The sequence below is a fragment of the Rhodocyclaceae bacterium genome, from assembly GCA_020248265.1.
Lineage (GTDB): Bacteria > Pseudomonadota > Gammaproteobacteria > Burkholderiales > CAIKXV01 > CAIKXV01.
Genome location: JADCHX010000022.1, coordinates 108471 through 131182 on the forward strand (window position 1 = coordinate 108471; position 22712 = coordinate 131182).

Below are 22712 nucleotides of genomic sequence, written 5' to 3' on the forward strand. Positions count from 1 at the left end.
TCACGAGGCCCCCTCGCCGGACAGGTACCGCAACGGGTCGACAGGACGACCCATGCGGCGGATTTCGAAATGCAGTTTCACCCGGTCGGCATCGGTACTGCCCATTTCTGCGATGCGTTGGCCGCGGGTGACCGCCTGACCTTCCTTGACCAGCAACTCGGCAGCGTGTGCATAAACGCTGACGTACAGGTCATTATGCTTGACAATCAACATCCTGCCATATCCCCGAATGGCAGATCCACTATATACCACGCGGCCATCGGCACTGGCGAGAATCGGCTGCCCTGCCTTGCCACCGATATCGATGCCGCGGTTGGTATCGGAAAAACGCTCGATCACGGTGCCCGACGCAGGCCATGCCCAGTTGATCGCCACCGGATCGACCGCGACCTCCGGGCGGGGTGGAAGGATCGGCTCCGGACCGGTAACCGCCGTCGGCTCGGTGCGCGCAACGGCCGCTTCTCCCGGCCGGCGCCCGGCGGCGATAGCCTCTGCCAGCGCCCGCTCCGAAAACGGCTGACGCAGGGCGCGCGGCTCGGTACGCACGCCTTCCGGATCGGCCAGCGGCACCGGCTTGGGCAGCCCGCCTCGTGGGCGAACCTCAACGGGGCGGGCGACGGCGCCTGCCGCCGGCACGCTGGGACCGGCATCGCCCGGTGCGCGCAGCCGGAGCGTCTGGCCGATCCGGATCAGGTTGATGTTCTCGATCCGGTTCCAGGTCGCGACATCGCGATAATCGAGCCCGTACTCCAGCGAGATGCTCACGAGGGTGTCACCCTTGCGGACCACGTGTACTTCGGGTCTGGTGTCACGCTCGGACACAGGCGCGCTGCCCGGCGAAGTATCGATCCGCGCCGGCGCGGTAGCCGAAGGCGCGCGCTGGGCAGACGCTTCCGCCGGCGGCGGTGGCCGCTGCGCCACCGGCGCAGGCGCGGGCGCCGCGCAGCCGACGATGGCCAGGACCACCGAGAGCACCACCAGCGCCCGATGGATCGAGCCGCAGCTCATGCCTTGCCCAGCAGCGCTGGCACGAAGCGGACCGGGTCGAACTCGGTCGGCCGGAAACGGTTGCCGATACGTTCGATCAGGCACAGGCGCTGGGCAGCGCCTGCGCTGCCCTTCGGCAGGACCAGCCGACCGCCGGGGGCGAGTTGGGCCAGCAACTCGTCGGGGATATGCGGAATCGCCGCCGAGATCACGATTGCGTCGAACGGGGCGGCTTCCGGCAGACCGCCGAGGCCGTCGGCATGGCGCAACCGTACATTACCCATCTTGAGTTCGCGTACGAGCAGGTGGCGTGCCTTGGCCGCCAGTTCGGCGATGCGCTCGAGGGCGAACACCTCCTTCGCCAGGTACGACAGGACGGCCGCCTGGTAGCCACTGCCGGCACCGATCTCGAGCACGCGCCCCATCGGTGCACCATTGCGCAGCAGTTCGGCAACCCGGGCCACCGTCATCGGCTGCGAAATGGTCTGGCTGAAGCCGATCGGCAGCGCGAGATCGTCGTACGCGCGGCTGGCGAGCGCCTCTTCGATGAACAGATGCCGGGGCACGGCCCCCATGGCACCCAGCACCACTTCGTCCTGGATGCCAGCCGACCGAAGACGTTCCACCATGCGCAACCGGGTACGGTCGGAGGTCATGCCGACGCCGCTCGCGCGCGGTTTGCGGATCACCGGCATCGGCAGGCGCTCCACGCTCGAGTGGGCCCACTGGCAGGCGCGGCGCCCCGATTCGTCACCCGAGATATCACGCCGCCCGGCCCCACGTCGCTCGCTGCATCGCTCGTCTTCCTGTCACCGCCATCCAGGCCGCGCTCAGTCGCGCAACCAATCGTTGAGCATCGGCAACTGATCGAAAAAGGTCAAGTCCATCTGCAGCGGCGTCACCGATACGCCGCCGTGCTCGACCACATGGAAATCGGTGCCTTCCCCCGCATCCTGGGCGCCGCCGGCCGCGCCCACCCAGTACACCGTCTCGCCGCGCGGATTTCGGGTCGGGATTGCGGGCTGGGCCTTGTGCCGCTTGCCCAGCCGGGTGACCTGGAGCCCGGCCAGCGCTTTGTATGGCCTGTCCGGTACGTTCACGTTGAGCAGCATCGGGCCTGTCGGCGGACGGCGCATGACCCGCTCGACCAGTTCGGCGGCCACGCGGGCGGCGGTGGCGAAATGCCCCTGGGAGCGGCTGACCATCGACACCGCGATCGAAGGCAATCCGAGCAGAAACCCTTCGGTCGCGGCTGCGACCGTACCGGAGTAGATGGTGTCGTCGCCCATGTTGGCGCCATCGTTCACGCCGGACACGACGATGTCCGGCAGATGTTCGAGCAACCCGGTCACGGCCAGATGCACGCAATCGGTCGGTGTGCCGTCCACGTAAAGAAAGCCGGTGTGCGACCGACGGACGCGCAGCGGGCGGTCGAGAGTCAGGGAGTTGCTGGCACCACTGCGGTCGCGCTCGGGCGCGACCACGGTGACATCGCCAACAGCGCGCATTGCATCGGCAAGCGCGGCAAGCCCGGGGGCGAAATAGCCGTCATCGTTACTCAGGAGGATGCGCATGGCGCTCCAAGATTGTTTGCCGATTATAACCGCCAGCGCTGCAAAGCTGCGCTGGCACCGGTGCCTCGCAAGGCTCCCATGACAGGGCCTCGACGACAGCGCCTCGCGCGCCGATGCTACGATGAACGGGTGCAAGGCGACGTTTCCATCCGCGCTGCTCCACACCGGCCGTACCGCCACTGCGGCGTATCGCACGGTGCCCATTCCCCGCCACCTTCCCGAAAGTCACTTCATGTCGATCGGCTTCTGTATCCATCCCCGCCCGTCCCGCCCGTCCCGCGCGCTGGTCTCGAAGTTCAAGGGCGTGGTCTGCGCACACCTGTCGGACAACATGTCCCGGCTCGCCGGCAGCGACGCGGCACTGCGCCCCTGGCACCGGAAGGGCCAGTTGCTCGGCGTCGCACTCACCGTGCGCGTGCCTGCGGGAGACAACCTCATGGTGCACAAGGCGATCGACATCGCCCAGCCCGGCGACGTGATCGTCGTCGATGCCGGGGGAGCCACCGCGCAGGCGATCATCGGAGAGATCATGTCTTCGATGGCGGCCGCGCGCGGTGCCGTAGGCATGGTGATCGACGGAGCGATCCGCGACGCAGGCGCGCTGGCCGCGGGCACCTTCCCGGTCTACGCCCGCGCGGCCACGCATCGCGGCCCGTACAAGAACGGCCCGGGCGAGATCCATGTCCCGGTATCGATCGGCGGCATGATCGTGTACCCGAACGACATCATCATCGGCGACGAGGATGGACTGGTCGCATTACGGCCTGAAGAAGCGCCGGCCCTTCTCGCAGCGGCACGCGCCTGGTGCGACAAGGAAGACAGAATGCTGAAGTCGATCCGCGCGCGCAAGCCGATCGACCGCACCTGGGTCGACGAAACCCTGCGCAACCGGGGCTGCAGCGGCGTCGACTGATCCGTGCCCGCATTGCCGGCACTGCCGTCGCGTGGCGGCAACATGCCCGCGCCGGCACCTCTGCCTCCGAGGGCTAGGGCGCGAGCCTGTCGATCAGCCAGGCCGACGAGCCGTCCGGTGCCGTTACACCGTCGCGCCGGTACCGGATCCGATCGTGCAAGCGGCTGGGCCTTCCCTGCCAGAACTCGAAGGCTGTCGGCACGAGCCGATAGCCCCCCCAGTGCTCCGGCCGGCCCGGCCGGTCGCCGTGCCGGTCGGCCGCCTCGGCGTAGCGTTGTTCGAGGACGCTCCGGTCGGCGATGACCTCGCTCTGTGGCGAAGCCCACGCACCGATCCGGCTCCCGAGCGGACGCTGTGCGAAATACGCATCGGATTCGGATGCCGGCAAGCGGTCTATCCGGCCTTCGATGCGCACCTGCCGCTCGAGTTCGACCCAGTGGAACAGCAGCGCGGCCCGCGGATTGACGGCCAGGTCAAGCCCCTTTCGGCTCAGGTAGTTGGTGAACAGACTGAAGCCGCGGGCATCTGCCCCCTTGAGCAGGACCACCCGTGCCGACGGCTGTCCGGACTGATCGACGGTAGCCAGCGTCATCGCTGTCGGCTCCGGCACCCCGGCATCGACGGCCTGCCTGAGCCAGAGATCGAACTGCCTGAACGGATCGCCATCGACGTCAGAGGCGTCGAGGCTGGCTTTCGTGTAATCCTTGCGCAGATTGGCTATGTCCATGGTCGCGACGATACCGCAACACCGCATGTACGGCGAGCAGGTCCGTATCGATCCGGGTACCGCTTGCGCATGGCGCCTGCCGGTGAGCGTTCAGGCTGTCCCGGGGGCACCCTGTGCCAGGGCTGTCCCAGGGCTGTGCCAGGGCCTCGGGCCGTTCGCTCGTGGCCCGGTTACCCTCCGCGGGGATGAACGCGATGTCACTGTTCCTGATGACGAAGCGCATCCCCTTTCGGATGAATTCGACCTGCCGTGCGAGATTGCGATCGCCGCCGACCGAACGACGGCCGACCGGCGGGAACCGGCAACGATCGACCGCGCGCCGTTCCGGGGGCGGCCGTCGTCATCGCGGGCCTACCCTTGCGGGCTTCCGGTCGGTGCCGGGTTCAACCGCTGGTCAGGGAGACAGGATTCGAACCTGCGACCTCGTGCGCCCAAGGCACGCGCTCTACCAGGCTGAGCTACACCCTGACGGTAGGCCGGAGTGTAATCAATTCGGAAGCCGGGCGGCATCCCCAGGCTGCGCGTAGCCCGAAATGGCTACCAGCAGCGGGACGCGAACCATGCGCCGCGCCGCCCGCGCCGCTTCGAACCCGTCAAGGCCCGGCAGTCCGATGTCGCACAGCACCACGTCGGGCCCGACCGATTCGATCAACGCGAGCCCTGCAGCCCCGTCGCAGGCGACCTGCACGGCGTGACCTTCCAGTTCAAGCAGCATCGACAGCGCATCGACCGAATCGACATTGTCGTCGATGAGGACCACGCGGAGGCCAGCGCCGCCCGCAGGCGCATCCAGGGATTCGTTCGCAGGGTCCACGATTTTCCGAATGAGTTCGACCAGCCACGACGACGCAGGAAATGCGCCTGTCCGTGCACCCTGCGCGTGTCCGGGCGCACACGCAACCGCGCAGGTGTTTCTCGCGGGGATTGCAGCCATTTATATAGCCATCACCTATGCCTGTTTTACTTTTGATTGATCTTGATTACGCTCACGACTTTGCCCGCCGGACGGTGCCTGCCGATGACCCTGACCGAACTGCGCTATATCGTCGCACTCGCCCGCGAGCGCCACTTCGCTCGTGCCGCTGCGGCATGCTTCGTATCGCAGCCGACCCTCAGCGTGGCGGTCAAGCGGCTGGAGGATGAACTGGGCCTGCCGCTGTTCGAGCGCGGCACCGGCGAGGTCACCACCACCCCGATCGGCGAGCAGATCATCGCCCAGGCGCAGCGCGTGCTGGAACAGGCGACGGTCATCCATGAACTGGCACGCTCGGGCAAGGACCCACTGTCCGGCCCGCTCCGCCTGGCAGCCATCCACACGATCGCGCCTTATCTGCTGCCGCTGCTGGTCCGGGTGCTGGTGCGGCGCGCGCCGCGCATGCCGCTGATCCTGGAGGAAGGCTACACGCACGAACTGCTCGAGCGGCTTCGCCATGGCGACATCGACGCCGCCGTCGTGGCGCTGCCGATCCATGAGTCGGGCCTCGTCCAGCGCGACCTGTACGACGAGCCTTTTCAGGTCGCCATGCCGGCAAGCCACTCGTGGGCCAAGCACAAGCGCATCGACGCCGCGCGTCTGAAGGAGGAAACCATGCTCCTGCTCGGCGCCGGACACTGCCTGCGCGACCAGGTTCTGGAGGTCTGCCCCGAGGCGGCTCGTTTCTCGAGCAGCGCCGAGGGCATCCGTCGAACGTTCGAAGGTACCTCCCTGGAAACCATCCGCCAGATGGTCGCCTCCGGGCTCGGCATCACCGTGATACCGGCGAGCGCGCTGCCGGCGCAGACGAGACGCGACGACCTCATCGTCTATCGTCCATTCCAAGCCCCTGCGCCCATGCGCCGGATCGTCATTGCGTGCAGGCGCAGCTATGCGCGCACGGCCGCGATCGATGCGGTGGCCAATGCCGTGCGCGAAACCGAACTGCCCGGCGTACGGATGCTGGCCTGACGGGGCTCAGTGCAGCAAGCGGCACCGGATGGTGCCAGGGATGGCCTGCAACTCCTCGAGCGCCACGTTGCTCGCTGCGATCTCGACGTCCATCACGCAGTAGCCGATGGCAGGCGTGGTCTGCAGGTACTGCCCGCTGATGTTCACCCCGCGTACCCCGAAGCGCTCGTTGATCCGCGCGAGCACGCCAGGTACGTTCCGGTGGACGTGCAGCAGCCGGCACATCCCCGGATGCTCGGGAAGGGTCACCTCGGGGAAGTTGACCGCCGTCAACGTGGAGCCATTATCGCTGTAGCGCACCAGCTTGTCGGTCACCTCGATGCCGATGTTGGCCTGGGCCTCCGAGGTGGAGCCGCCGATATGGGGGGTGAGAATGACGTTGTCGAAGCGCGTGAGCGGCGATACGAAACGGTCGTCGTTGCCCTTCGGCTCGACCGGAAACACATCGAGGGCGGCGCCGCCCAGATGGCCACTGTCGAGCGCAACCGCCAGCGCATCGATGTCCACCACGGTACCGCGCGAGGCATTGATCAGATGGCTTCCCTTGCGCATCGCCGCCAGTTGCGCGGCGCCGATCATGTTGAGGGTCTGGCTCGTCTCGGGCACATGAAGAGTGACGACATCGCTTTCGGCGAGCAGCCCATCGAGCGTCGCCACCTGGCGCGCGTTGCCCAGCGGGAGTTTCGCTTCCGTGTCGAAGAAGCACACACGCATGCCGAGATGCTCGGCGAGGATGCCCACCTGCTTGCCGATGTTGCCGTAGCCGACGATACCGAGCGTCTTGCCACGTACCTCGTAGCTGCCGGCGGCAGACTTGATCCATTCACCGCGATGCGCCCCCGCATTGCGCTTCGGGATGCTGCGCATGAGCATGATCGTCTCCGCGACCACGAGTTCAGCCACGCTTCGCGTGTTGGAGAAGGGCGCGTTGAACACCGGTATGCCCAGCTCGGCGGCGGTATCGACGTCGACCTGGTTGGTGCCGATGCAGAAGCAGCCGACGGCCGCCAGCCGTGGCGCATTGCGCAGGACTCGCTCGGTGACCTGCGTCTGTGACCGGATGCCGAGGAAATGCACCTGCTGCAAGGCCTCGATCAGCGCGTCTTCCCCCAGGGACTTCGGATGCTGCACGACACCGCTGTAGCCGTTTGCGGACAGGATCTCGATCGCGTTCGGATGGATGTTTTCCAGCAGCAGGAACTGGATGTTCTTCTTTTCCAGCGGGGCGGGCGCGGTCATCAGGTGGCTCCGGGGCGTGCGGCGTACACCGCGGGGACGGAGTCTACCGCGGCTGCGGAATGGTCGGCAGCCGCGGCGCCTGTCCGGCGTACCTCAATTCGACGCAGGTCGGACGACGATATCGTTGCGCACCCCGCGCACGCGCAGCGCAAAGGCAAATGCATTAAGTTGCTTGCACTCGATCGCACGGCCTCTTGCGCAGGTGGCACGCGCCTTGCGGAAGGTTGATGGGTCACCACTTCCGGCAAGCCTTGACCATGAGAGCAGACCTGCAGGCACGAACGGGCCAGCAACTGGCGAGGACACCCTCGCCGCCAATCCCTTCCTGGAGCGCGATGCCTCGATTGCCAGCGGCCATCTTGTCGGCACAGGCGGACGCCAATGCGCGACGCGCAGTCCTGAAAGCCGGATTCGATCTGCTCCTCGTACGGCCGATACCGCCGGCCCGGCTGGTCGAGGTCATCCTGCCCATGGTGGGGCGCTGAGGGCTCGCCCGGACGTCGAAGCGACGCCCTGTTCAGGTCGTGCCCACCGCCACGGGCGAGCCCGCCGGCTCTGGCGGTAACGCAGCGTCCACGGCGAACCTGGCGCGGACTTCCTGCATGCGTCGCGCGAAGGGAGGCTGCGCACGGCGCGCTGCGGCGAACATCCCGCCCAGGCGCAGGACGATCGACGCACCGGCGGTGTAACCTCTGCCGCGCACACACCGGAGCGGAGACGTCATGTTCGAATACTTTCCGAACAATTACACTTGGAGCCTCGCGGTCATGTCTGCGCTGAACCGCGGCGGCCAGGTTTCCGAGATCGACGAGGCCTGCCGTCCGCTGCGCGAGGTGGCCGGAACCAAGGCACTCCAGGGGGACCAGGCCCAGCAGCGCGCCTGGTTCGAGAGCTGGATGAAGGTGGCCGAACGCGTGCGCCGCCAGGGCGAGGCTGACGAGGCGCTCGGCCGCACCATCTCCGCCGGTCGGAAGTACCTGCGCGCCGGGATCTACTTCCTGCTCGCCGAACGGATGCCGAGCCATCGCGACCCGCGACGGATCGACGCGTTCAGGCGCGGTATCCAGACCTATCGGCGCGGGCTAGAGCTGCGGCGCGAGCCGGTCGAGCATGTCGAAGTTCCGTTCGGCGAACATCGCCTGAAGGCGCTTTTCTCGAAGGCGCCGGGTCCCGGGCCGCATCCGTGCATGGTGCATTTCGACGGCCTCGACGTGACCAAGGAAATCATCTACGCGGCGACGGCCGACGAGTTCCGTCGGCGTGGCCTCTCGATGCTGATCGTCGACCATCCCGGCGCGGGCGAGGCCCTGCGGCTGCAGGGCCTGCCGAGCGGCCCGGACACCGAGAAGCCGGCTGGCGCCTGCGTCGATTACCTGGAGACGCGCGCCGACGTCGACGCCTCGCGCATCGGAATCATGGCGATCTCGCTCGGCGGCTACTACGCGCCGCGTGCGGCGGCGTTCGAGAAACGATTCAAGTGCGCCGTCGCATGGGGCGCGATCTTCGATTACGGCAAGACCGTGTCGGACCGCATCGGCGGGCGTGGCGAGCCCTCGGTACCAGGCTATGCTGAACACATCAACTGGGTGTTCGGATGCGACACCATCGAGGAGTCGCTGAAGGTCGTTCGCCAGATGACCCTGGAGGGCGTGGCCGGCCGGATCACCTGCCCGCTGCTGGTTGTCCACGGCGAGAACGACCGGCAGGTACCGCTCTGGCATGCCCAGCGGACCTACGACGAAGCGGTGAACAGCGTCGGCCGCGAACTGAAGATCTTCCGGCTGGCGGACGGCGGCGCCGAGCACTGCGGCGCGGACAACACGCCGCTGGTAGTCGACTGGATGGCAGACTGGGCAGCGGAAAAGCTCGGCGCATTTCCAGGCGGCACCTGAGCCCCGTCGCCGCTGGTTCGCCACGCGAGTACCGGCACCTGGCGGATGCAGCGGCCATAGCCATAGGGCCACTGATCGGCGCCGATACCCGACTCCTGCACCACCTTCGCGCAGCGTTCGCTCTCGCGCCGGATGTATGCGACGAACTCCGCCGGCGAACGTGCGACCACCTCGCCCCATTGCGAGGCGAGGAACCGACGCCTCCAGAGGCGTAACTCATGGGCCCGGCGTCGTACGGCAGCCTGCGTTGGATGAGCGCGTTGATCGCATGACCGATCGCAAAGCAGAGCAGCGTGTCTACGTACAGGCTCGACTTTGCCGTGATCTCGCTCGCGACGATGCCTTTGGCAGCCGACTGGGGGCACGTCTGCACCGCGCGGCGGGGAATCGTGGCGGTCGAGTTGCACCACCGCACCGCCGCGGCACACCCCGATGCCGGGTCGACACCACCCTGGTCGATCGAGAAACTGATCGGTAGTTTGGTTGATATGCATCAAGGATGACGCCCCCGCCCCGGGCTCAAATAGTGCGTGGGCGCATCGCATCCGTGTAGAGTGACTTCACCGGCCATAGCCGGACAACCAGGAGAAGACATGTTCCAGCGCATCCTTATCCCGATCGATGGCAGCAAGACCTCCCAGCAGGCACTGAAGCGCGGCATCGCTTTCGCGGCTGAACAAGGGGCGGCGCTGCGCCTTTTGCACGTACATGAAGTTTCCATTCTATGGGACACCTACGCCGCGCAGACGGCGTCGGGCCTGACTGCCGCGCCGAACGTCAAGGCACTCGAGAAATACGAGGCCGATCTCGAGAAACGTTCGCAGACGCTGCTCGAGCAGGCGACGGCGATGGCGACCAAGGCCGGCGTCACGAAGGTGGACGGCAAGATGGTCAACGCCGGCATGCGCAAGCCGGCGAAGCTCATCGTCGACGATGCCGCCAAGTGGAAAGCGGACCTGATCGTGATGGGCACACATGGACGGTCCGGCTTCGACCACATGGTGTTCGGCAGCGTCGCCGAGGGGGTGATGCGCACGGCGACTGCACCTGTGCTGCTGATCCGCAGCCCGGGCAAGTAAACGGGGTTTCGCGGAGGCTCGGACAGGGCTCCCGCCATCGCTGGCCTCGGCGGCGGGCAGGCCGTCGGGTCAGCGGGTCAGCGGGTCAGCGTCCCTGCTCGCGCAGCAACTGTAGCCCGACGCCGTCGAGGGATGGGGAACCCAGCAGCGCGAGGTCGCGATCGATTTCCTCGCGCAACAGCTTTACCGCATGCATCACGCCGGCCTCGCCGGCGACCGCGTTGGCGAACAGGAAGGGGCGCCCGACGAACACGAACCGCGCGCCCAGCGCGAGCGCCTTCAGCACATCGGTACCGCGCCGCACGCCGCTGTCCATCATCACCGTCATGCTGCCGGCGCGCGCCACCACCCCGGGCAAGGCACGCAGCGGGGCCAGCGCACCGTCGAGCTGGCGACCGCCATGGTTCGACACGATCACGCCGTCGACGCCGCCCTCGGCCGCCCGGTGCGCGTCCTCGCCTGCCAGCAGGCCCTTCACGACGAGCCGCCCCGGCCAGATGCTGCGGATCAGCGCGAGGTGCCCCCAGTCGAACCGGTCGCGGCGCGCGCGCTCGCGCACGCCGGCTCGCGATACCAGCGGCACTCGCACGCTGCCCATGTTCTCGGTATGCGGCATGCCATGGCGCACCAGCGTGCGGATCGCGGTGCCGAACAGCCAGCGCGGATGCGTGATGCCCTGCCAGGCGAGCGCGACCGTGGGCCGCAGTGGTGCCGAGTAGCCGTTGCGGACGTTGTTCTCGCGGTTCGCGGCCACCGGTACGTCGGCGGTCACCACCAGCGTGTCGTAGCCCGCGTTGCCGACACGCTCGACCAGCGCGCGGATCGCTGCCTCTTCGCCCGGGATGTAACCCTGGAACCAGGCGGTCCGGCCGACCTTTTTCACGTCCTCGAGGCGGGTCAGTGACGCGCCGCTCAGGATCATCGGGATATTCGACGCAGCGGCCACCCGAGCAAGCACCCGGTCGCCGTCGAATCCGGCGAGCGACGTGCCGCCCATCGGCGCGAAGCCGAACGGCGAATCGTAGGATTGCCCGAAAAGCTCGCGCCGCTGCGAGCGCACCGAGACATCGACCAGCACGCGCGGCACGAACGCGTAGTCGTCGAATGCGGTTCGGTTACCGCGCAGCGAGGCATTGGTCTCGGACCCGCCCGATGCGTAGCCGAAGATCGGCCGAGGCAGTATCCGCGCGGCTTCAGGCTCGAAATCATCGAGGGCGAGCATGCGGCCAAGGATGCGCGGGGTCGGCGCCGTGGCGCTGGCACCAGCTCTGGCACCGGATGCCGGCAGCGGCACCGGCTCGTTCGCAGCCGCGGTTGGAAGGCTCGACATGGGGATCCCTTCGCGTGACACTCGGGTTCGTTTCGTGATGGCGGCACCCGGCCGGGCAGCGACCCGACCGGACCTGCATGTTACCTGCACACGGGAGGACGGATGGATCGGTCGTCGAATCGGGTGGGACGCAGACCGCAGCAGGATCGCGCCAACCGGATGCCGCCGCACCGGTCTTCGTCGCGGCCGGGCAGGCTCGATTGCGCGCTGCTGGCCCTCCTCTGCGCCACCGCAGTGCCGGTCGTGGTGAGGGATGTACAGGCTGCGGAAGCACCGGCGCGGGCGGATTTCCCGTCGCGTCCGTTCCGGCTGGTGGTTCCGTTCGCGCCGGGGGGCAGCGTCGATGTGTTCGCACGCCTGGTCGGCCAACGATTCACCGAAGCGCTGGGCCAACCGGTAGTGGTGGACAACCGCGGCGGTGCCGGCAGCATCCTCGGCATGGAGATCGTCGCGCGCGCTCCGGCCGACGGCTACAACCTGCTGGTGCACTCGGCGGCGTTCACGACCGCCGCCGCGCTGCATGCCAGCCTGTCGTTCGACCCGGTGAAGGACCTGCTCCCGGTCGCCCGGCTGGGCGCGGGCGCCAACGTCCTCGCCGTCCATGCCGACGCGCCGGCGCGCACGCTCCCGGAACTGCTGGCGCTCGCGCGCAGCCAGCCCGGGCGCCTCAACTACGGTTCGGGCGGACCGGGCAGCAGTTCCCACCTCACCACCGAGGTGCTGCTGCGCATGGCCCGTATCGACATCGTGCACGTTCCGTACAAGGGGCTCGGCCCGGCCGTGGCCGCGCTGCTCGGTGGGCAGGTGCAGCTACTGCTGGTCGGCATGCCGAACGTGATGCCGCAGATCCGCGCCGGCAGGCTGCGCGCGGTCGCGGTGTCGACGCCGAAGCGTTCTCCCTTCCTGCCGGATGTACCCACGATCTCGGAAGCCGGCGTCCCCGGTTACTCGGCCTCCAACTGGTGGGGCCTGTGGAGCCCGGGCGGAACCTCGCGGGCGATCGTGCAGCGGCTGAACGACGAGGTCGGGCGCATCCTGCAGGGTGCGGACCTGCGCGACCGGCTGGCTGCCGAAGGTGCCGAACCGGTGGGCGCAACCCCGGAGGCTTTCGCTCGGCAGGTACGCGACGAGATTGCCTTCTGGCGCAAGGTGGCGCGCGAGGCTGGCATCAAGGCCGAGTGATCGCCCGCCCGGTCCCTTCGTTTCATCCGCGGATGGTCGCCACGGATGGTCGCCGCGCCCGGACCGCTCGCGCCGTCCGAGTCTATACTGCCGCGTCCGGCCGACGGCGACACACCGTCCGGTACACATGTCCGCGCCGGCAGCCATCCGCACAGAGGAGAACCATGGCACATCCTTTGCACCTGGCCGGTGTCACGCTCGCGCTCCTGCTGTCGACGATACCGGGGACAGCCGGTGCGGCTGCGTCTGACGCGGCCCCGTCGCCGTGGCCGTCCCGGCCAGTCCGCATTGTGGTCGGATTCGGTGCCGGGGCGCCGGATTCCGTAGCACGTATCGTCGGCCAGCAGCTTTCCAGCCAGCTCGGCCAGCCGTTCCTGGTCGACAACCGCCCCGGCGCGAACGGCAACATCGGCGCCGAGATCGTCGCGCGCGCACCTGCCGATGGTCACACGTTGCTGGTCACCTCGGCCTCGTTCGCGGTCAACCCCAGTACCCAGCGGCGGCAGCCGTTCGACGTGCGCCGCGACTTCGCGCCGGTAACCAACATCGGTACAGGCGAGGGCTACATGCTGGCGGTGAATCCGGCGCTGCCCGCGCGCACCGTCAAGGAGTTCATCGCGCTGGGGCGCAAACCGGGCAGCGCGCTGGTCTACGGTTCGCCAGGCGTCGGCAGCCCGATCCAGCTCGCCGGTGCCATGTTCACCACCCGCACCGGCATCGACGCGGTCCACACCGCGTACAAGGGCTCGGGGCCTGCACTGACCGCGCTGTTGTCGGGAGAGATACAGTTCATGTTCATCACGCCGCCGCTGTCGATGCCCCACATCGGCGCCGGCCGATTGCGCGCACTCGCGTACACCGGATCGAAGCGCGCGCCCTTCCTGCCCGATCTGCCGACGATGACCGAGGCGGGCGTGGCCGGCATGGAACTGGACGCGATGAGCTGGTACGGCGTGTTCGCGCCCGCGAAAACGCCACTGGCCATCGTATCGAGGCTGCAGAAGGAAGTGCATGCCGCGGTACGCGACCCCGTGGTCAACGAGCGGTTGCGCGCACTCAACGTCGAGCCCGAGGGCAGTACACCGGAGGCATTCGCGAAATTCTTCCAGGCATCGCTTGTCCGCTTCGCGGACATGGTGAAACAGGCCGGCTTCCAGCCGGAGTAACGGACCACGGAAGGAAACATTCAAATGCAGGGACGCATTCGCCGGGTGATCACCGGACATGACGCACAGGGCAAGGCCGTCGTCGTCTCCGACGGTGCCGCCCCCGCCGTGCGCACCAATCCACTGCGGCCGGGCCATGTTTCGACCGACCTGTGGAAGACCGGCGCGGCACCGGTCGTGCTCAAGGCGAACATGGACGATCCGACCGGCGGCCCGAAGCAGATCCATCCGCTGCCCGGCGGGACGGTGTTCCGGATCTCCGAGCTGGCGCCCGAGCCCGAGGCGGTGCGCAACCTCGACCCGGAGCGCGCACGCGAAGTGTTCAAGGCGATGGGTAACGAAGGCGCGGCGACCTTCGGCCGAGGCGGACGCCATCCGATGATGCACCGGACCGAAACCATCGACTACGCGGTCGTGCTGGAGGGCCGCGTCACGCTGGTGCTCGATGACCAGGACGTGGAGCTCGAGGCTGGCGACGTGGTGATCCAGTGCGGCACCAATCACGCATGGAGCAACCGTTCCGACAAGCCCTGCCGGATGCTCTACGTGCTTATCGACGGTACCTTCGATCCCGCGCTCGCGGCGCAGCACGGCGTGCCCGAAACCCACTGAAGCTGGTCAGCGCAGGACATTGCCCCAGCACGCGGCAGCCGGCGGCGCGCACCGTCTGCGCGATCAGCAGTACCTCGTCGTGGCCACGTTGCCCGCCCGGCGTGCACACGACCCATGACCCGGCCCAGCACTTCGCAGCGGATCTGCACTCCGCGCAGCTGGATCATCGACATCCAACCTTCCCGCCGGTACGGATGGCCCTCACGCGCGCGTGAGGATGGTTTCGGGCCTGGATACATGCGTGCTCGAAGCGGAACACGGATGCGACCGACAGCAACGAATACGATTGGTCGGGGCGAAAGGATTCGAACCTTCGACCCCCTGCACCCCATGCAGGTGCGCTACCAGGCTGCGCCACGCCCCGACCGAGCCCCGAGTATACCAGCGGCACGGACTCAGCCTCCATCCCGGTGCGGCGCAGAAGCAACGAAATCTACTTGAGCAACGCAGCGATCGCCTCGAGTTCGCTGCGCAGTCCGGCCCAGTCGACACCTGCGGCATGACCGGCCTGCGCGGTATCGGACAGATCCAGTGCAAGGTCGGACTCGTCGATGCTGGAATCGAGCCGGTTGCGCGCCCCGCTGATGGTGAAGCCCTGCTCGTAGAGAAGTTCGCGGATGCGTCGGATCAGCAACACCTCGTGGTGCTGGTAGTACCGCCGGTTGCCGCGTCGCTTCACTGGCCTGAGCTGGGTGAACTCCTGCTCCCAGTAGCGAAGCACGTGCGACTTCACCCCGCACAGCTCGCTCACCTCACCGATGGTGAAGTAACGCTTGGCCGGGATCGGTGGCAGCGCGACCTTCGCGCGGGTCTCGCTAGCTCGGCTGTCGTCCACCATCGGAGGCCTGGTCGACCATCGCCTTCAGCTTCTGGCTGGCGTGAAAGGTGACCACGCGACGGGCGGTGATGGGGATTTCTTCCCCGGTCTTGGGATTGCGACCAGGCCGTTGTGGCTTGTCGCGCAGGTGGAAATTGCCGAAACCGGACAGCTTCACGCCCTCGCCCTTCTGCAGTGCAGTCCGCACTTCTTCGAAGAACGATTCGACCATGTCCTTCGCCTCGCGCTTGTTCAACCCGACGCGCTCGAAGAGCATCTCGGCGAGTTCGGCTTTCGTGAGCGTCTTTCGCTCATCGGTGCTGGCCGCTGCGGGGAGGTCGTTATTGGCGGAGTCTTCCATCGTGCCGGGTCGCAATGATTTCCACCAATCGAGCGATACTCGAATCTACTTCAACATCGGTGAGTGTCTTTCGAGTATCTTGCAGTAACACTCGGAAAGCAAGGCTTTTTTTCCCACTCTCGATACCTGCGCCCACATACGAATCGAACACTTCGAAGCCCTCGACGAACGCCGGCCGGTCGGCCATCACGCTATCCACCAGCACCTGTGCGGGAACACTCCGGTCGACGACGAATGCAAGGTCGCGGCGCACCGGCGGAAACTTCGAGACTTCCGCAGCGCTCGGCAATGTACGGTCCGCCAGGGCCGTCCATTCGATCTCGAATACCGCGGTTGCTGCGGGCAGTTCGTATCGCTGCTGCCAGCGCGGATGCAGTTCGCCGATCCATCCGATGGCCTCTCCGTCGAGCATCACGCGTGCCGAGCGGCCGGGATGCAGTGCAGGATGGAGCGCCTGCTCGAAGCGTGCGACCCGCGGCGCCAGGATGGCCTCGAGGTCTGCCTTGATGTCGTAGAAGTCGACCGGGCGCGGTTTCGCGCCCCACTGCTCGGGATCGACATCGCCGTGCGCGATCGCAGCGAGCCGCACCGGCTGGTCGATTCCAGCCACCGACAACGGACCGTCGGCCACGGCAGGATCGCGGCGGAATACGCGCCCCAGTTCGAACAGCCGCACGCGCGACTGGCGCCGGTTCACGTTGTGCCGCACGTTCGCGATCAGACCACCGAGCAGTGTCGACCGCATCACCGCGAGCTGGCTGGCGATCGGATTGACCAGTGCGATCGGCGCCGGTGCATCCGTGCCCGCAGCTGCAAAATCCGCTTCCCAGCGAGGATCGACGAAGCCGAAGTTCAGTGCCTCGAAATAGTCACGGCCAGCAAGCGCCGCGCGTACCGCGTCGGCACTGCGACGGGTTTCCGGCAACAAGCGCATCCACGCTACCGATGCGGGCGGAATGGCTGGAAGGTCATCGTACCCGTGGACGCGGACCACTTCCTCGATCAGATCTTCCTCGATCGCCAGATCGAACCGGAACGCTGGCGGCACCACGGTGAACACATCGCCATCGGAGCCGGCGGCGACCGTCCACTGGAACCCGAGGCGATCGAACGTGCGGCCGATCGACTGGCGATCGAAGGCCATGCCAATCACCCGGTTACAGCGGGCCACGCGCAGTCGAACCGGCGCGCGTGTCGGCAGTGCCACCACCTGATCGTCGATCGGCCCTGCGGCACCGCCGCAGACCGCAAGAATCAGCGAGGTGATCCGCTCCAGGCAGTCGACGGTACGCGAGAAGTCGACACCCCGCTCGAAGCGATGCGCAGCCTCGGTCGTGAAGTTGAGGCGGCGGGCCCGGCCGGCGATGGCGGCCGGCCACCAGAAGGCCGACTCGACGTATACATTGCGCGTATCGAGCGACACCGCCGTATGGCCACCCCCCATGATGCCGGCGATCGCCTCCGGCTCGTCGCCGTCGGTGATCACCCCGAAATCGGGCGCCAGATCGATGGTCGCGTCGTTGAGCAGAGCTGCCTTCTCGCCGGCACGTGCCCAGCGTACGCCGAGGCGGCCGTTACGGATGCGATCGAGGTCGAACACATGCGACGGCTGGCCCAGTTCGAGCATCACGTAGTTGGAGATGTCGACCAGCGCAGAAATCGGCCGCTGGCCAGCGCGCTCGAGGCGCTGCCTGATCCAGTCGGGCGTGGCGGCGCGTGCATCGACACCGCGGATCACACGGCCGGAGAAACGGCCGCACAGATCGTGCGCAGACGGATCGATCGAGACCGGCAACCGATCTTCGATGGCTGCAGGCACCGGTGCGCAGGACGGCAACGTCACCGTGCAGCCAGTGAGCGCGGAGACTTCGCGCGCGAGCCCGTGCAGGCTCAGGCAGTCTGCGCGGTTCGGGGTGAGCTTGATGACCAGTTTCATGTCGTCGAGATCGAACGCCTCGCGAAACGGCGTGCCTGGAACCAGCGCCGCCGGCAGGTCCATCAGCCCTGCCGCATCCTCGGACAGCCCGAGTTCGCGAGCCGAGCAGAGCATGCCTTCGCTGTCGACGTTGCGCACCGCGGCGCGCTTGATCTTCAGCCCGCCTGGCAGTGACGCGCCGACGGTGGCGCAAGGCACGACCATCCCTTCGCGCACGTTCGGCGCGCCGCAGACGATCGACAGCGGTGCAGCGCCCCCCGCATCGACGGTGCAAAGCCGCAGGCGGTCGGCGTTCGGATGCGGCACGACCGCCAGCACCTTCGCCACGACCACGCCGGTGAATGGCGGCGCGACCGGTTCGCGCTCCTCGACCTCGAGGCCGGACATCGTGAGCAGATGGGCCAGCGCTTCGCTGTCGAGCGCGGGGTCGACGAAGCTGCGCAGCCAGGACTCGGAGAATTGCATGGGATGTCCCGCGGGTCAGTACTGGAACTGCTGCAGAAAGCGCAGGTCGTTCTCGAAGAACAGGCGCAGATCGCCGATGCCGTAGCGCAGCATCGTCAGACGCTCGAGCCCGCTGCCGAAAGCGAAGCCGATGTACCGCTCGGGATCGAGACCGAAGTTGCGTATCACCGCCGGATGCACCTGGCCGGCGCCCGAGATCTCGAGCCAGCGCCCCTTCAACGGCCCGCTGTCGAAGGCCATGTCGACCTCGGCGGAGGGTTCGGTGAACGGAAAGTAGGAGGGCCGGAACCGGACCTTCAACTCGTCGGTCTCGAAGAAGGTCTGCAGGAAATTCGTGTAGACACCCTTAAGGTGCGCGAAGCTGATGTCCTCGTCGATCCACAGCCCCTCGACCTGGTTGAACATGGGCGAATGCGTGGCATCGGAGTCGACGCGGTACGTGCGTCCTGGCGCGATCACCTTGATCGGAGGCCTGTGCGTACGCGTGTGGCGCACCTGCATCGGCGAGGTATGCGTACGCAGCAGCAGCGGCTTGCCGTCGCTGTCGCTTCCGTCGATGTAGAACGTGTCCTGCATGGAACGCGCCGGATGGTTCTCCGGGTTGTTCAATGCGGTGAAGTTGTACCAGTCAGTCTCGATCTCGGGACCGTCTGCGATGTCGAACCCGATCGACCGGAAGATCGCTTCGACCCGTTGCTGGGTACGCACGACCGGATGGATACCCCCCTGCCCGCGCCCCCTGCCCGGCAGCGAGACGTCGATCGTCTCGTGTGCCAGACGTTGCTGGAGGGCCTCGTCGGCAATCGCTTGACGGCGCGCGTCGAGCGCAGCCTCGATCAGGGACTTCGCGGCGTTGATGGCCGCACCGGCGTCCTTGCGTGCGGACGGCTCGAGCCTGCCCAGCGTCTTGAGCAGTTCGGTCAGCGACCCGGTCTTGCCGAGGAAGCGCGCCTTGTCCTGCTCGAGCCGGGGAGAATCGGCGGCCTGCGCGAACGACGCAAGCGCCTCGGAGACGATGCGATCGAGTTCAGCTTGCATCGTGGAGGGAACGACCTTCTGGGACGGATACCAAACAGCCGGACGGAACCGGCCGGTGCGAACACCGGCCGGCCCGGATCAGCAGACCCACAGGGACTCAGGCAGTCGCCGAAGCGCCTGGAGTCGTCGCCGGCAGCGCGGCGCGCGCCTGCTCGACCAGCTTGGCGAAACCGGCCTTGTCGAACACCGCGATGTCGGACAGCACCTTTCGATCGACTTCGATCGAGGCGCGCTTCAACCCGTTCATGAACACGCTGTAGGTCAGCCCGCATTCGCGCGAAGCCGCGTTGATACGAGCGATCCACAGGGCGCGGAACTGGCGCTTGCGCTGGCGGCGATCACGATAGGCATATTGCCCGGCCTTCATCACCGCCTGCTTGGCGATGCGGTAGACGCTCTTGCGACGGCCGCGGAAACCCTTGGCCTGTTCCAGGACTTTCTTGTGACGTGCGCGGGCGGTTACGCCGCGTTTGACTCGTGGCATGGCGAAGGCTCCTTATGCGTATGGCAGCATCGCGCGAACCGAATTCTCGTTCGACGCGTGGATGGTCAACGTTCCGCGAAGGCCACGCTTGCGCTTGGTGGTCTTCTTGGTAAGGATGTGGCGCAGAAACGCCTTGCTTCGCTTGATGCTGCCGCTGCCGCGAGCCTTGAAACGCTTGGCCGCGCCCTTCTTCGTCTTCATCTTGGGCATGCTTCACCTCTGTTTTGCATGGTCGGTGGGCGATTCCCTCATCGGGAATGCTTAGGGAGCCTGCCGTCCACTTTTTTTCCTGTGCCGGAGCGCAGGTGATGCGCCGGTACCGCGGATGCGGCACCGGATATTCAGGGCCGGAACCCTGCCAGGCCTCGCGACCTAGTGCTTCTTCGGGGCGATCACCATGATCATCTGGCGCCCCTCGAGCTTCGGAAACTGTTCCACCGTGCCGATTTCAAGCAGTTCCGACTGGATGCGCTGGAGCAGCTTGACGCCGAACTCCTGGTGCGCCATCTCGCGGCCGCGAAACCTCAATGTGATCTTCGCCTTGTCTCCCTCGCCCAGGAAGCGCTTCAGGTTGCGCATCTTGATCAGGTAGTCGCCTTCGTCAGTGCCGGGCCGGAACTTCACTTCCTTGACCTGGATCTGCTTCTGCTTGAGCTTGGCTTCGTGCTTCTTCTTGCTCTCGCGGTACTTGAACTTGCCGAAGTCCATCAGCCGGCAGACCGGCGGCACCGCCGTCGGCGCGATCTCGACCAGGTCGACTTCCGCAGCCTCGGCCATTGCGAGTGCCTGCGCGGAACTGACTATCCCCAGCGGTTCGCCTTCAAGACCTACCAGACGTATCTCGGGCGACGTGATCTCGCCGTTGATTCGCGCTTCCTTTTCCTTTTCCTGAGCGATGCCTGCACCTCGTGCGGTTCGTTGAAAATACGCTGGCGCGCAGCCGGCAAGAACCGGGCGCCGTGCCAGCCAGTCTAACGTCTGGCGGTTTCTGCACCCTGTGCGGAAACCGCGCTTTCGTTCGTGGCCTTGATCTCCGCCTTGGCGTCGATTTCCGCACGAAGGAGGGAGATTACTTCATCCACCCCGATCGCGCCGAGATCACGGTTGCCCCGCGCCCGGACGGCAGCGCGACCGGATGCCATCTCCTTCTCGCCAACGATCAGCAGATACGGCACCTTCGCAACGCTATGTTCGCGAATTTTATAGGTTATTTTCTCATTCCTCAAGTCGGGCTCGCAGCGGATACCCGCTGCGCGCAGCCTTCCGACCAGCTCTGTCGCATATTCGCCCTGGTGCTCGCTGATATTCATCACGACAGCCTGCACCGGCGACAGCCACAGCGGCATCGCGCCGGCATGGTTTTCGATCAAGATGCCAATGAACCGCTCCAGCGACCCGAGCACCGCCCGGTGCAACATGACCGGCACCTTGCGCGTGTTGTCTTCGGCGACATACTCGGCGCCCAGCCGACCGGGCAGCGCGAAGTCGAGCTGCAGCGTGCCGCACTGCCAGACACGGCCGATCGAATCCTTCAGCGAGAATTCGATCTTCGGGCCGTAGAAGGCGCCCTCACCCGGATTCGCTTCCCAGGGCAGCCCCTTCGCATCGAGCGACGCGGCCAGTGCCGCCTCGGCCCGGTCCCAGGCCTCGTCCGAACCGATGCGCTTGGCGGGGCGCGTGGACAGCTTGATCAGGATGTCGGTGAAACCGAAGTCGGCATACACCTTCTGCAGCAGGTCGATGAAGCGGCCAGCCTCGCCCTGCACCTGCTCCTCGGTGCAGAAAATGTGCGCGTCATCCTGCACGAAGCCGCGTACCCGCATCAATCCGTGCAGTGCGCCAGAAGGCTCGTTACGGTGGCATGAGCCGAATTCAGCCAGCCGGAGCGGCAACTCGCGGTAACTGCGCAGCCCATTGTTGAATATCTGCACATGACCGGGGCAGTTCATCGGCTTGACCGCGTAGTCGCGGTTTTCCGACTCAGTGGTGAACATGTGTTCGCGGTAGTTTTCCCAGTGCCCCGACTTCTCCCACAGCACCCGGTCCATCACCATCGGCGTCTTCACCTCGCTGTAGCCGCCGGCATCGAGCAGCCGCCGCATGTACTGCTCGATCTCCTGCCAGATGGTCCAGCCCTTGGCGTGCCAGAACACCATGCCGGGTGCCTCGTCCTGCATGTGGAACAGGTCGAGCTGGCGCCCGAGCCTCCGGTGGTCGCGCTTCTCGGCTTCTTCCAGTTGGTGCAACCACGCGTCCTGGTCTTCCTTCTTCGCCCAGGCGGTCCCGTAGATGCGCTGGAGCATCTCGTTCTTCGAGTCGCCGCGCCAGTAGGCGCCGGCCAGCTTCATCAGCTTGAACACCTTCAGCTTGCCGGTCGACGGCACGTGCGGACCGCGGCACAGGTCGACGAAATCGCCTTCCCGATAGAGCGAGATGGGCTCGTTGCTCGGGATCGAGGCGATGATCTCGGCCTTGTAGTGCTCGCCCAGCCCCTTGAAGAAGGCGACCGCGTCGTCGCGCGGCATCTCTTCGCGGGTAACGGGGACATCGCGCCTGGCGAGTTCGGCCATCCGCTTCTCGATCGCGACGAGGTCGTCGGGCGTGAACGGCCGCTTGTACGAGAAATCGTAATAGAAGCCGTTCTCGATCACCGGGCCGATCGTGACCTGCGCATCGGGGAACAGCTCCTTCACCGCGTACGCCAGCAGGTGCGCGGTCGAGTGGCGGATGACATCGACGCCTTCAGCATCACGGTCGGTGACGATCGCGAGTTCGACGTCGCGCTCGATCAGGTACGAAGTGTCGACCAGCCTGCCGTCGACCTTGCCGGCCAGCGCTGCGCGCGCCAGGCCAGTGCCGATGCTCTGCGCAACCTGGGCAACCGTGACCGCAGCGTCGAAGTGGCGCACCGAACCGTCCGGCAGTCGAATGTCTGGCATGGGGTAACCCCTGATCGAAAAAAAAA

Annotated in this window: 23 protein-coding genes and 2 tRNA genes; 8 read left to right on the plus strand and 17 right to left on the minus strand. The window is 66.5% G+C overall.

The genetic code is table 11. From position 1 onward, the window contains the following. The 3 genes from ING98_18155 to surE form a co-directional block, all read right to left on the minus strand. A complete protein-coding gene (locus ING98_18155; protein MCA3103797.1) occupies positions 1 to 1008 on the minus strand; it encodes a peptidoglycan DD-metalloendopeptidase family protein in 1008 nt (335 codons plus the stop codon). After that, positions 1005 to 1643, minus strand: a complete 639-nt coding sequence (locus ING98_18160) for a protein-L-isoaspartate(D-aspartate) O-methyltransferase (GenBank protein ID MCA3103798.1) — start codon at positions 1641 to 1643, stop codon at positions 1005 to 1007. Before ING98_18160 ends, ING98_18155 begins: the two co-directional genes overlap by 4 nt. A gap of 174 nt (positions 1644 to 1817) precedes the next feature. Next, a complete protein-coding gene (gene surE, locus ING98_18165) occupies positions 1818 to 2561 on the minus strand; it encodes a 5'/3'-nucleotidase SurE (GenBank protein MCA3103799.1) in 744 nt (247 codons plus the stop codon). Between the two features lie 232 nt (positions 2562 to 2793). Here surE and ING98_18170 point away from each other — a divergent pair, with 232 nt between their 5' ends. Next, complete coding sequence (locus ING98_18170) at positions 2794 to 3474, plus strand: RraA family protein (protein ID MCA3103800.1); 681 nt, start codon at positions 2794 to 2796, stop codon at positions 3472 to 3474. 73 nt (positions 3475 to 3547) lie between these two features. On the opposite strand, the gene pdxH is transcribed toward ING98_18170, so the two are convergent. The 3 genes from pdxH to ING98_18185 form a co-directional block, all read right to left on the minus strand. Next, on the minus strand, positions 3548 to 4201 hold the full coding sequence (gene pdxH, locus ING98_18175) for a pyridoxamine 5'-phosphate oxidase (protein ID MCA3103801.1): 654 nt from the start codon (positions 4199 to 4201) through the stop codon (positions 3548 to 3550). A 391-nt stretch (positions 4202 to 4592) separates the two neighbouring features. Then, positions 4593 to 4669 (minus strand) — tRNA-Pro (locus ING98_18180). A gap of 19 nt (positions 4670 to 4688) precedes the next feature. After that, positions 4689 to 5135: a response regulator gene (locus tag ING98_18185; GenBank protein ID MCA3103802.1), complete on the minus strand. Its 447-nt coding sequence runs from the start codon at positions 5133 to 5135 to the stop codon at positions 4689 to 4691. 84 nt (positions 5136 to 5219) lie between these two features. On the opposite strand from ING98_18185, the gene ING98_18190 reads away from it, so the two are divergent. Beyond that, the gene (locus ING98_18190) at positions 5220 to 6146 is read left to right on the plus strand and encodes a LysR family transcriptional regulator (GenBank protein MCA3103803.1); all 927 of its coding nucleotides are present in this window, start codon (positions 5220 to 5222) and stop codon (positions 6144 to 6146) included. 6 nt (positions 6147 to 6152) lie between these two features. Here ING98_18190 and serA read toward each other — a convergent pair whose 3' ends face one another. Continuing rightward, positions 6153 to 7385 (minus strand): phosphoglycerate dehydrogenase, encoded by a 1233-nt coding sequence (gene serA / locus ING98_18195; protein ID MCA3103804.1) that lies wholly within the window; start codon positions 7383 to 7385, stop codon positions 6153 to 6155. A gap of 722 nt (positions 7386 to 8107) precedes the next feature. On the opposite strand from serA, the gene ING98_18200 reads away from it, so the two are divergent. The 3 genes from ING98_18200 to ING98_18210 all read left to right on the plus strand — a co-directional run bounded on the left by ING98_18200 (position 8108) and on the right by ING98_18210 (position 10356). Next, a complete protein-coding gene (locus tag ING98_18200; GenBank protein MCA3103805.1) occupies positions 8108 to 9277 on the plus strand; it encodes a prolyl oligopeptidase family serine peptidase in 1170 nt (389 codons plus the stop codon). 293 nt (positions 9278 to 9570) lie between these two features. After that, a complete protein-coding gene (locus ING98_18205; protein MCA3103806.1) occupies positions 9571 to 9780 on the plus strand; it encodes a hypothetical protein in 210 nt (69 codons plus the stop codon). 90 nt (positions 9781 to 9870) lie between these two features. Continuing rightward, a complete protein-coding gene (locus ING98_18210; GenBank protein MCA3103807.1) occupies positions 9871 to 10356 on the plus strand; it encodes a universal stress protein in 486 nt (161 codons plus the stop codon). An 85-nt stretch (positions 10357 to 10441) separates the two neighbouring features. Here ING98_18210 and ING98_18215 read toward each other — a convergent pair whose 3' ends face one another. Beyond that, positions 10442 to 11686, minus strand: coding sequence for an alpha-hydroxy-acid oxidizing protein (locus ING98_18215; protein ID MCA3103808.1), 1245 nt, complete (start codon positions 11684 to 11686; stop codon positions 10442 to 10444). Between the two features lie 102 nt (positions 11687 to 11788). Here ING98_18215 and ING98_18220 point away from each other — a divergent pair, with 102 nt between their 5' ends. From ING98_18220 to ING98_18230, 3 genes are all read left to right on the plus strand, one after another. Next, positions 11789 to 12868: a tripartite tricarboxylate transporter substrate binding protein gene (locus ING98_18220; GenBank protein MCA3103809.1), complete on the plus strand. Its 1080-nt coding sequence runs from the start codon at positions 11789 to 11791 to the stop codon at positions 12866 to 12868. 164 nt (positions 12869 to 13032) lie between these two features. Then, positions 13033 to 14034, plus strand: a complete 1002-nt coding sequence (locus ING98_18225) for a tripartite tricarboxylate transporter substrate binding protein (GenBank protein MCA3103810.1) — start codon at positions 13033 to 13035, stop codon at positions 14032 to 14034. Between the two features lie 24 nt (positions 14035 to 14058). Then, positions 14059 to 14646, plus strand: a complete 588-nt coding sequence (locus tag ING98_18230) for a cupin domain-containing protein (GenBank protein MCA3103811.1) — start codon at positions 14059 to 14061, stop codon at positions 14644 to 14646. 287 nt (positions 14647 to 14933) lie between these two features. On the opposite strand, the gene ING98_18235 is transcribed toward ING98_18230, so the two are convergent. The 9 genes from ING98_18235 to thrS form a co-directional block, all read right to left on the minus strand. Then, positions 14934 to 15010 (minus strand) — tRNA-Pro (locus ING98_18235). 69 nt (positions 15011 to 15079) lie between these two features. Further along, positions 15080 to 15484 (minus strand): MerR family transcriptional regulator, encoded by a 405-nt coding sequence (locus ING98_18240; GenBank protein ID MCA3103812.1) that lies wholly within the window; start codon positions 15482 to 15484, stop codon positions 15080 to 15082. Further along, on the minus strand, positions 15462 to 15824 hold the full coding sequence (locus ING98_18245) for an integration host factor subunit alpha (protein ID MCA3103813.1): 363 nt from the start codon (positions 15822 to 15824) through the stop codon (positions 15462 to 15464). Before ING98_18245 ends, ING98_18240 begins: the two co-directional genes overlap by 23 nt. Beyond that, positions 15805 to 18225: a phenylalanine--tRNA ligase subunit beta gene (locus ING98_18250; GenBank protein MCA3103814.1), complete on the minus strand. Its 2421-nt coding sequence runs from the start codon at positions 18223 to 18225 to the stop codon at positions 15805 to 15807. The genes ING98_18245 and ING98_18250 overlap by 20 nt, the downstream gene beginning before the upstream one ends. A 15-nt stretch (positions 18226 to 18240) precedes the next feature. Next, a complete protein-coding gene (pheS, locus tag ING98_18255; GenBank protein MCA3103815.1) occupies positions 18241 to 19263 on the minus strand; it encodes a phenylalanine--tRNA ligase subunit alpha in 1023 nt (340 codons plus the stop codon). Between the two features lie 97 nt (positions 19264 to 19360). After that, a complete protein-coding gene (rplT, locus tag ING98_18260; protein MCA3103816.1) occupies positions 19361 to 19747 on the minus strand; it encodes a 50S ribosomal protein L20 in 387 nt (128 codons plus the stop codon). Positions 19748 to 19759: 12 nt separating this feature from the next. Further along, positions 19760 to 19957, minus strand: coding sequence for a 50S ribosomal protein L35 (rpmI, locus tag ING98_18265; GenBank protein MCA3103817.1), 198 nt, complete (start codon positions 19955 to 19957; stop codon positions 19760 to 19762). Between the two features lie 162 nt (positions 19958 to 20119). Then, the gene (gene infC, locus ING98_18270) at positions 20120 to 20644 is read right to left on the minus strand and encodes a translation initiation factor IF-3 (protein MCA3103818.1); all 525 of its coding nucleotides are present in this window, start codon (positions 20642 to 20644) and stop codon (positions 20120 to 20122) included. 74 nt (positions 20645 to 20718) lie between these two features. Then, complete coding sequence (gene thrS / locus ING98_18275; protein ID MCA3103819.1) at positions 20719 to 22686, minus strand: threonine--tRNA ligase; 1968 nt, start codon at positions 22684 to 22686, stop codon at positions 20719 to 20721. Between the last annotated feature and the right edge of the window lie 26 nt (positions 22687 to 22712).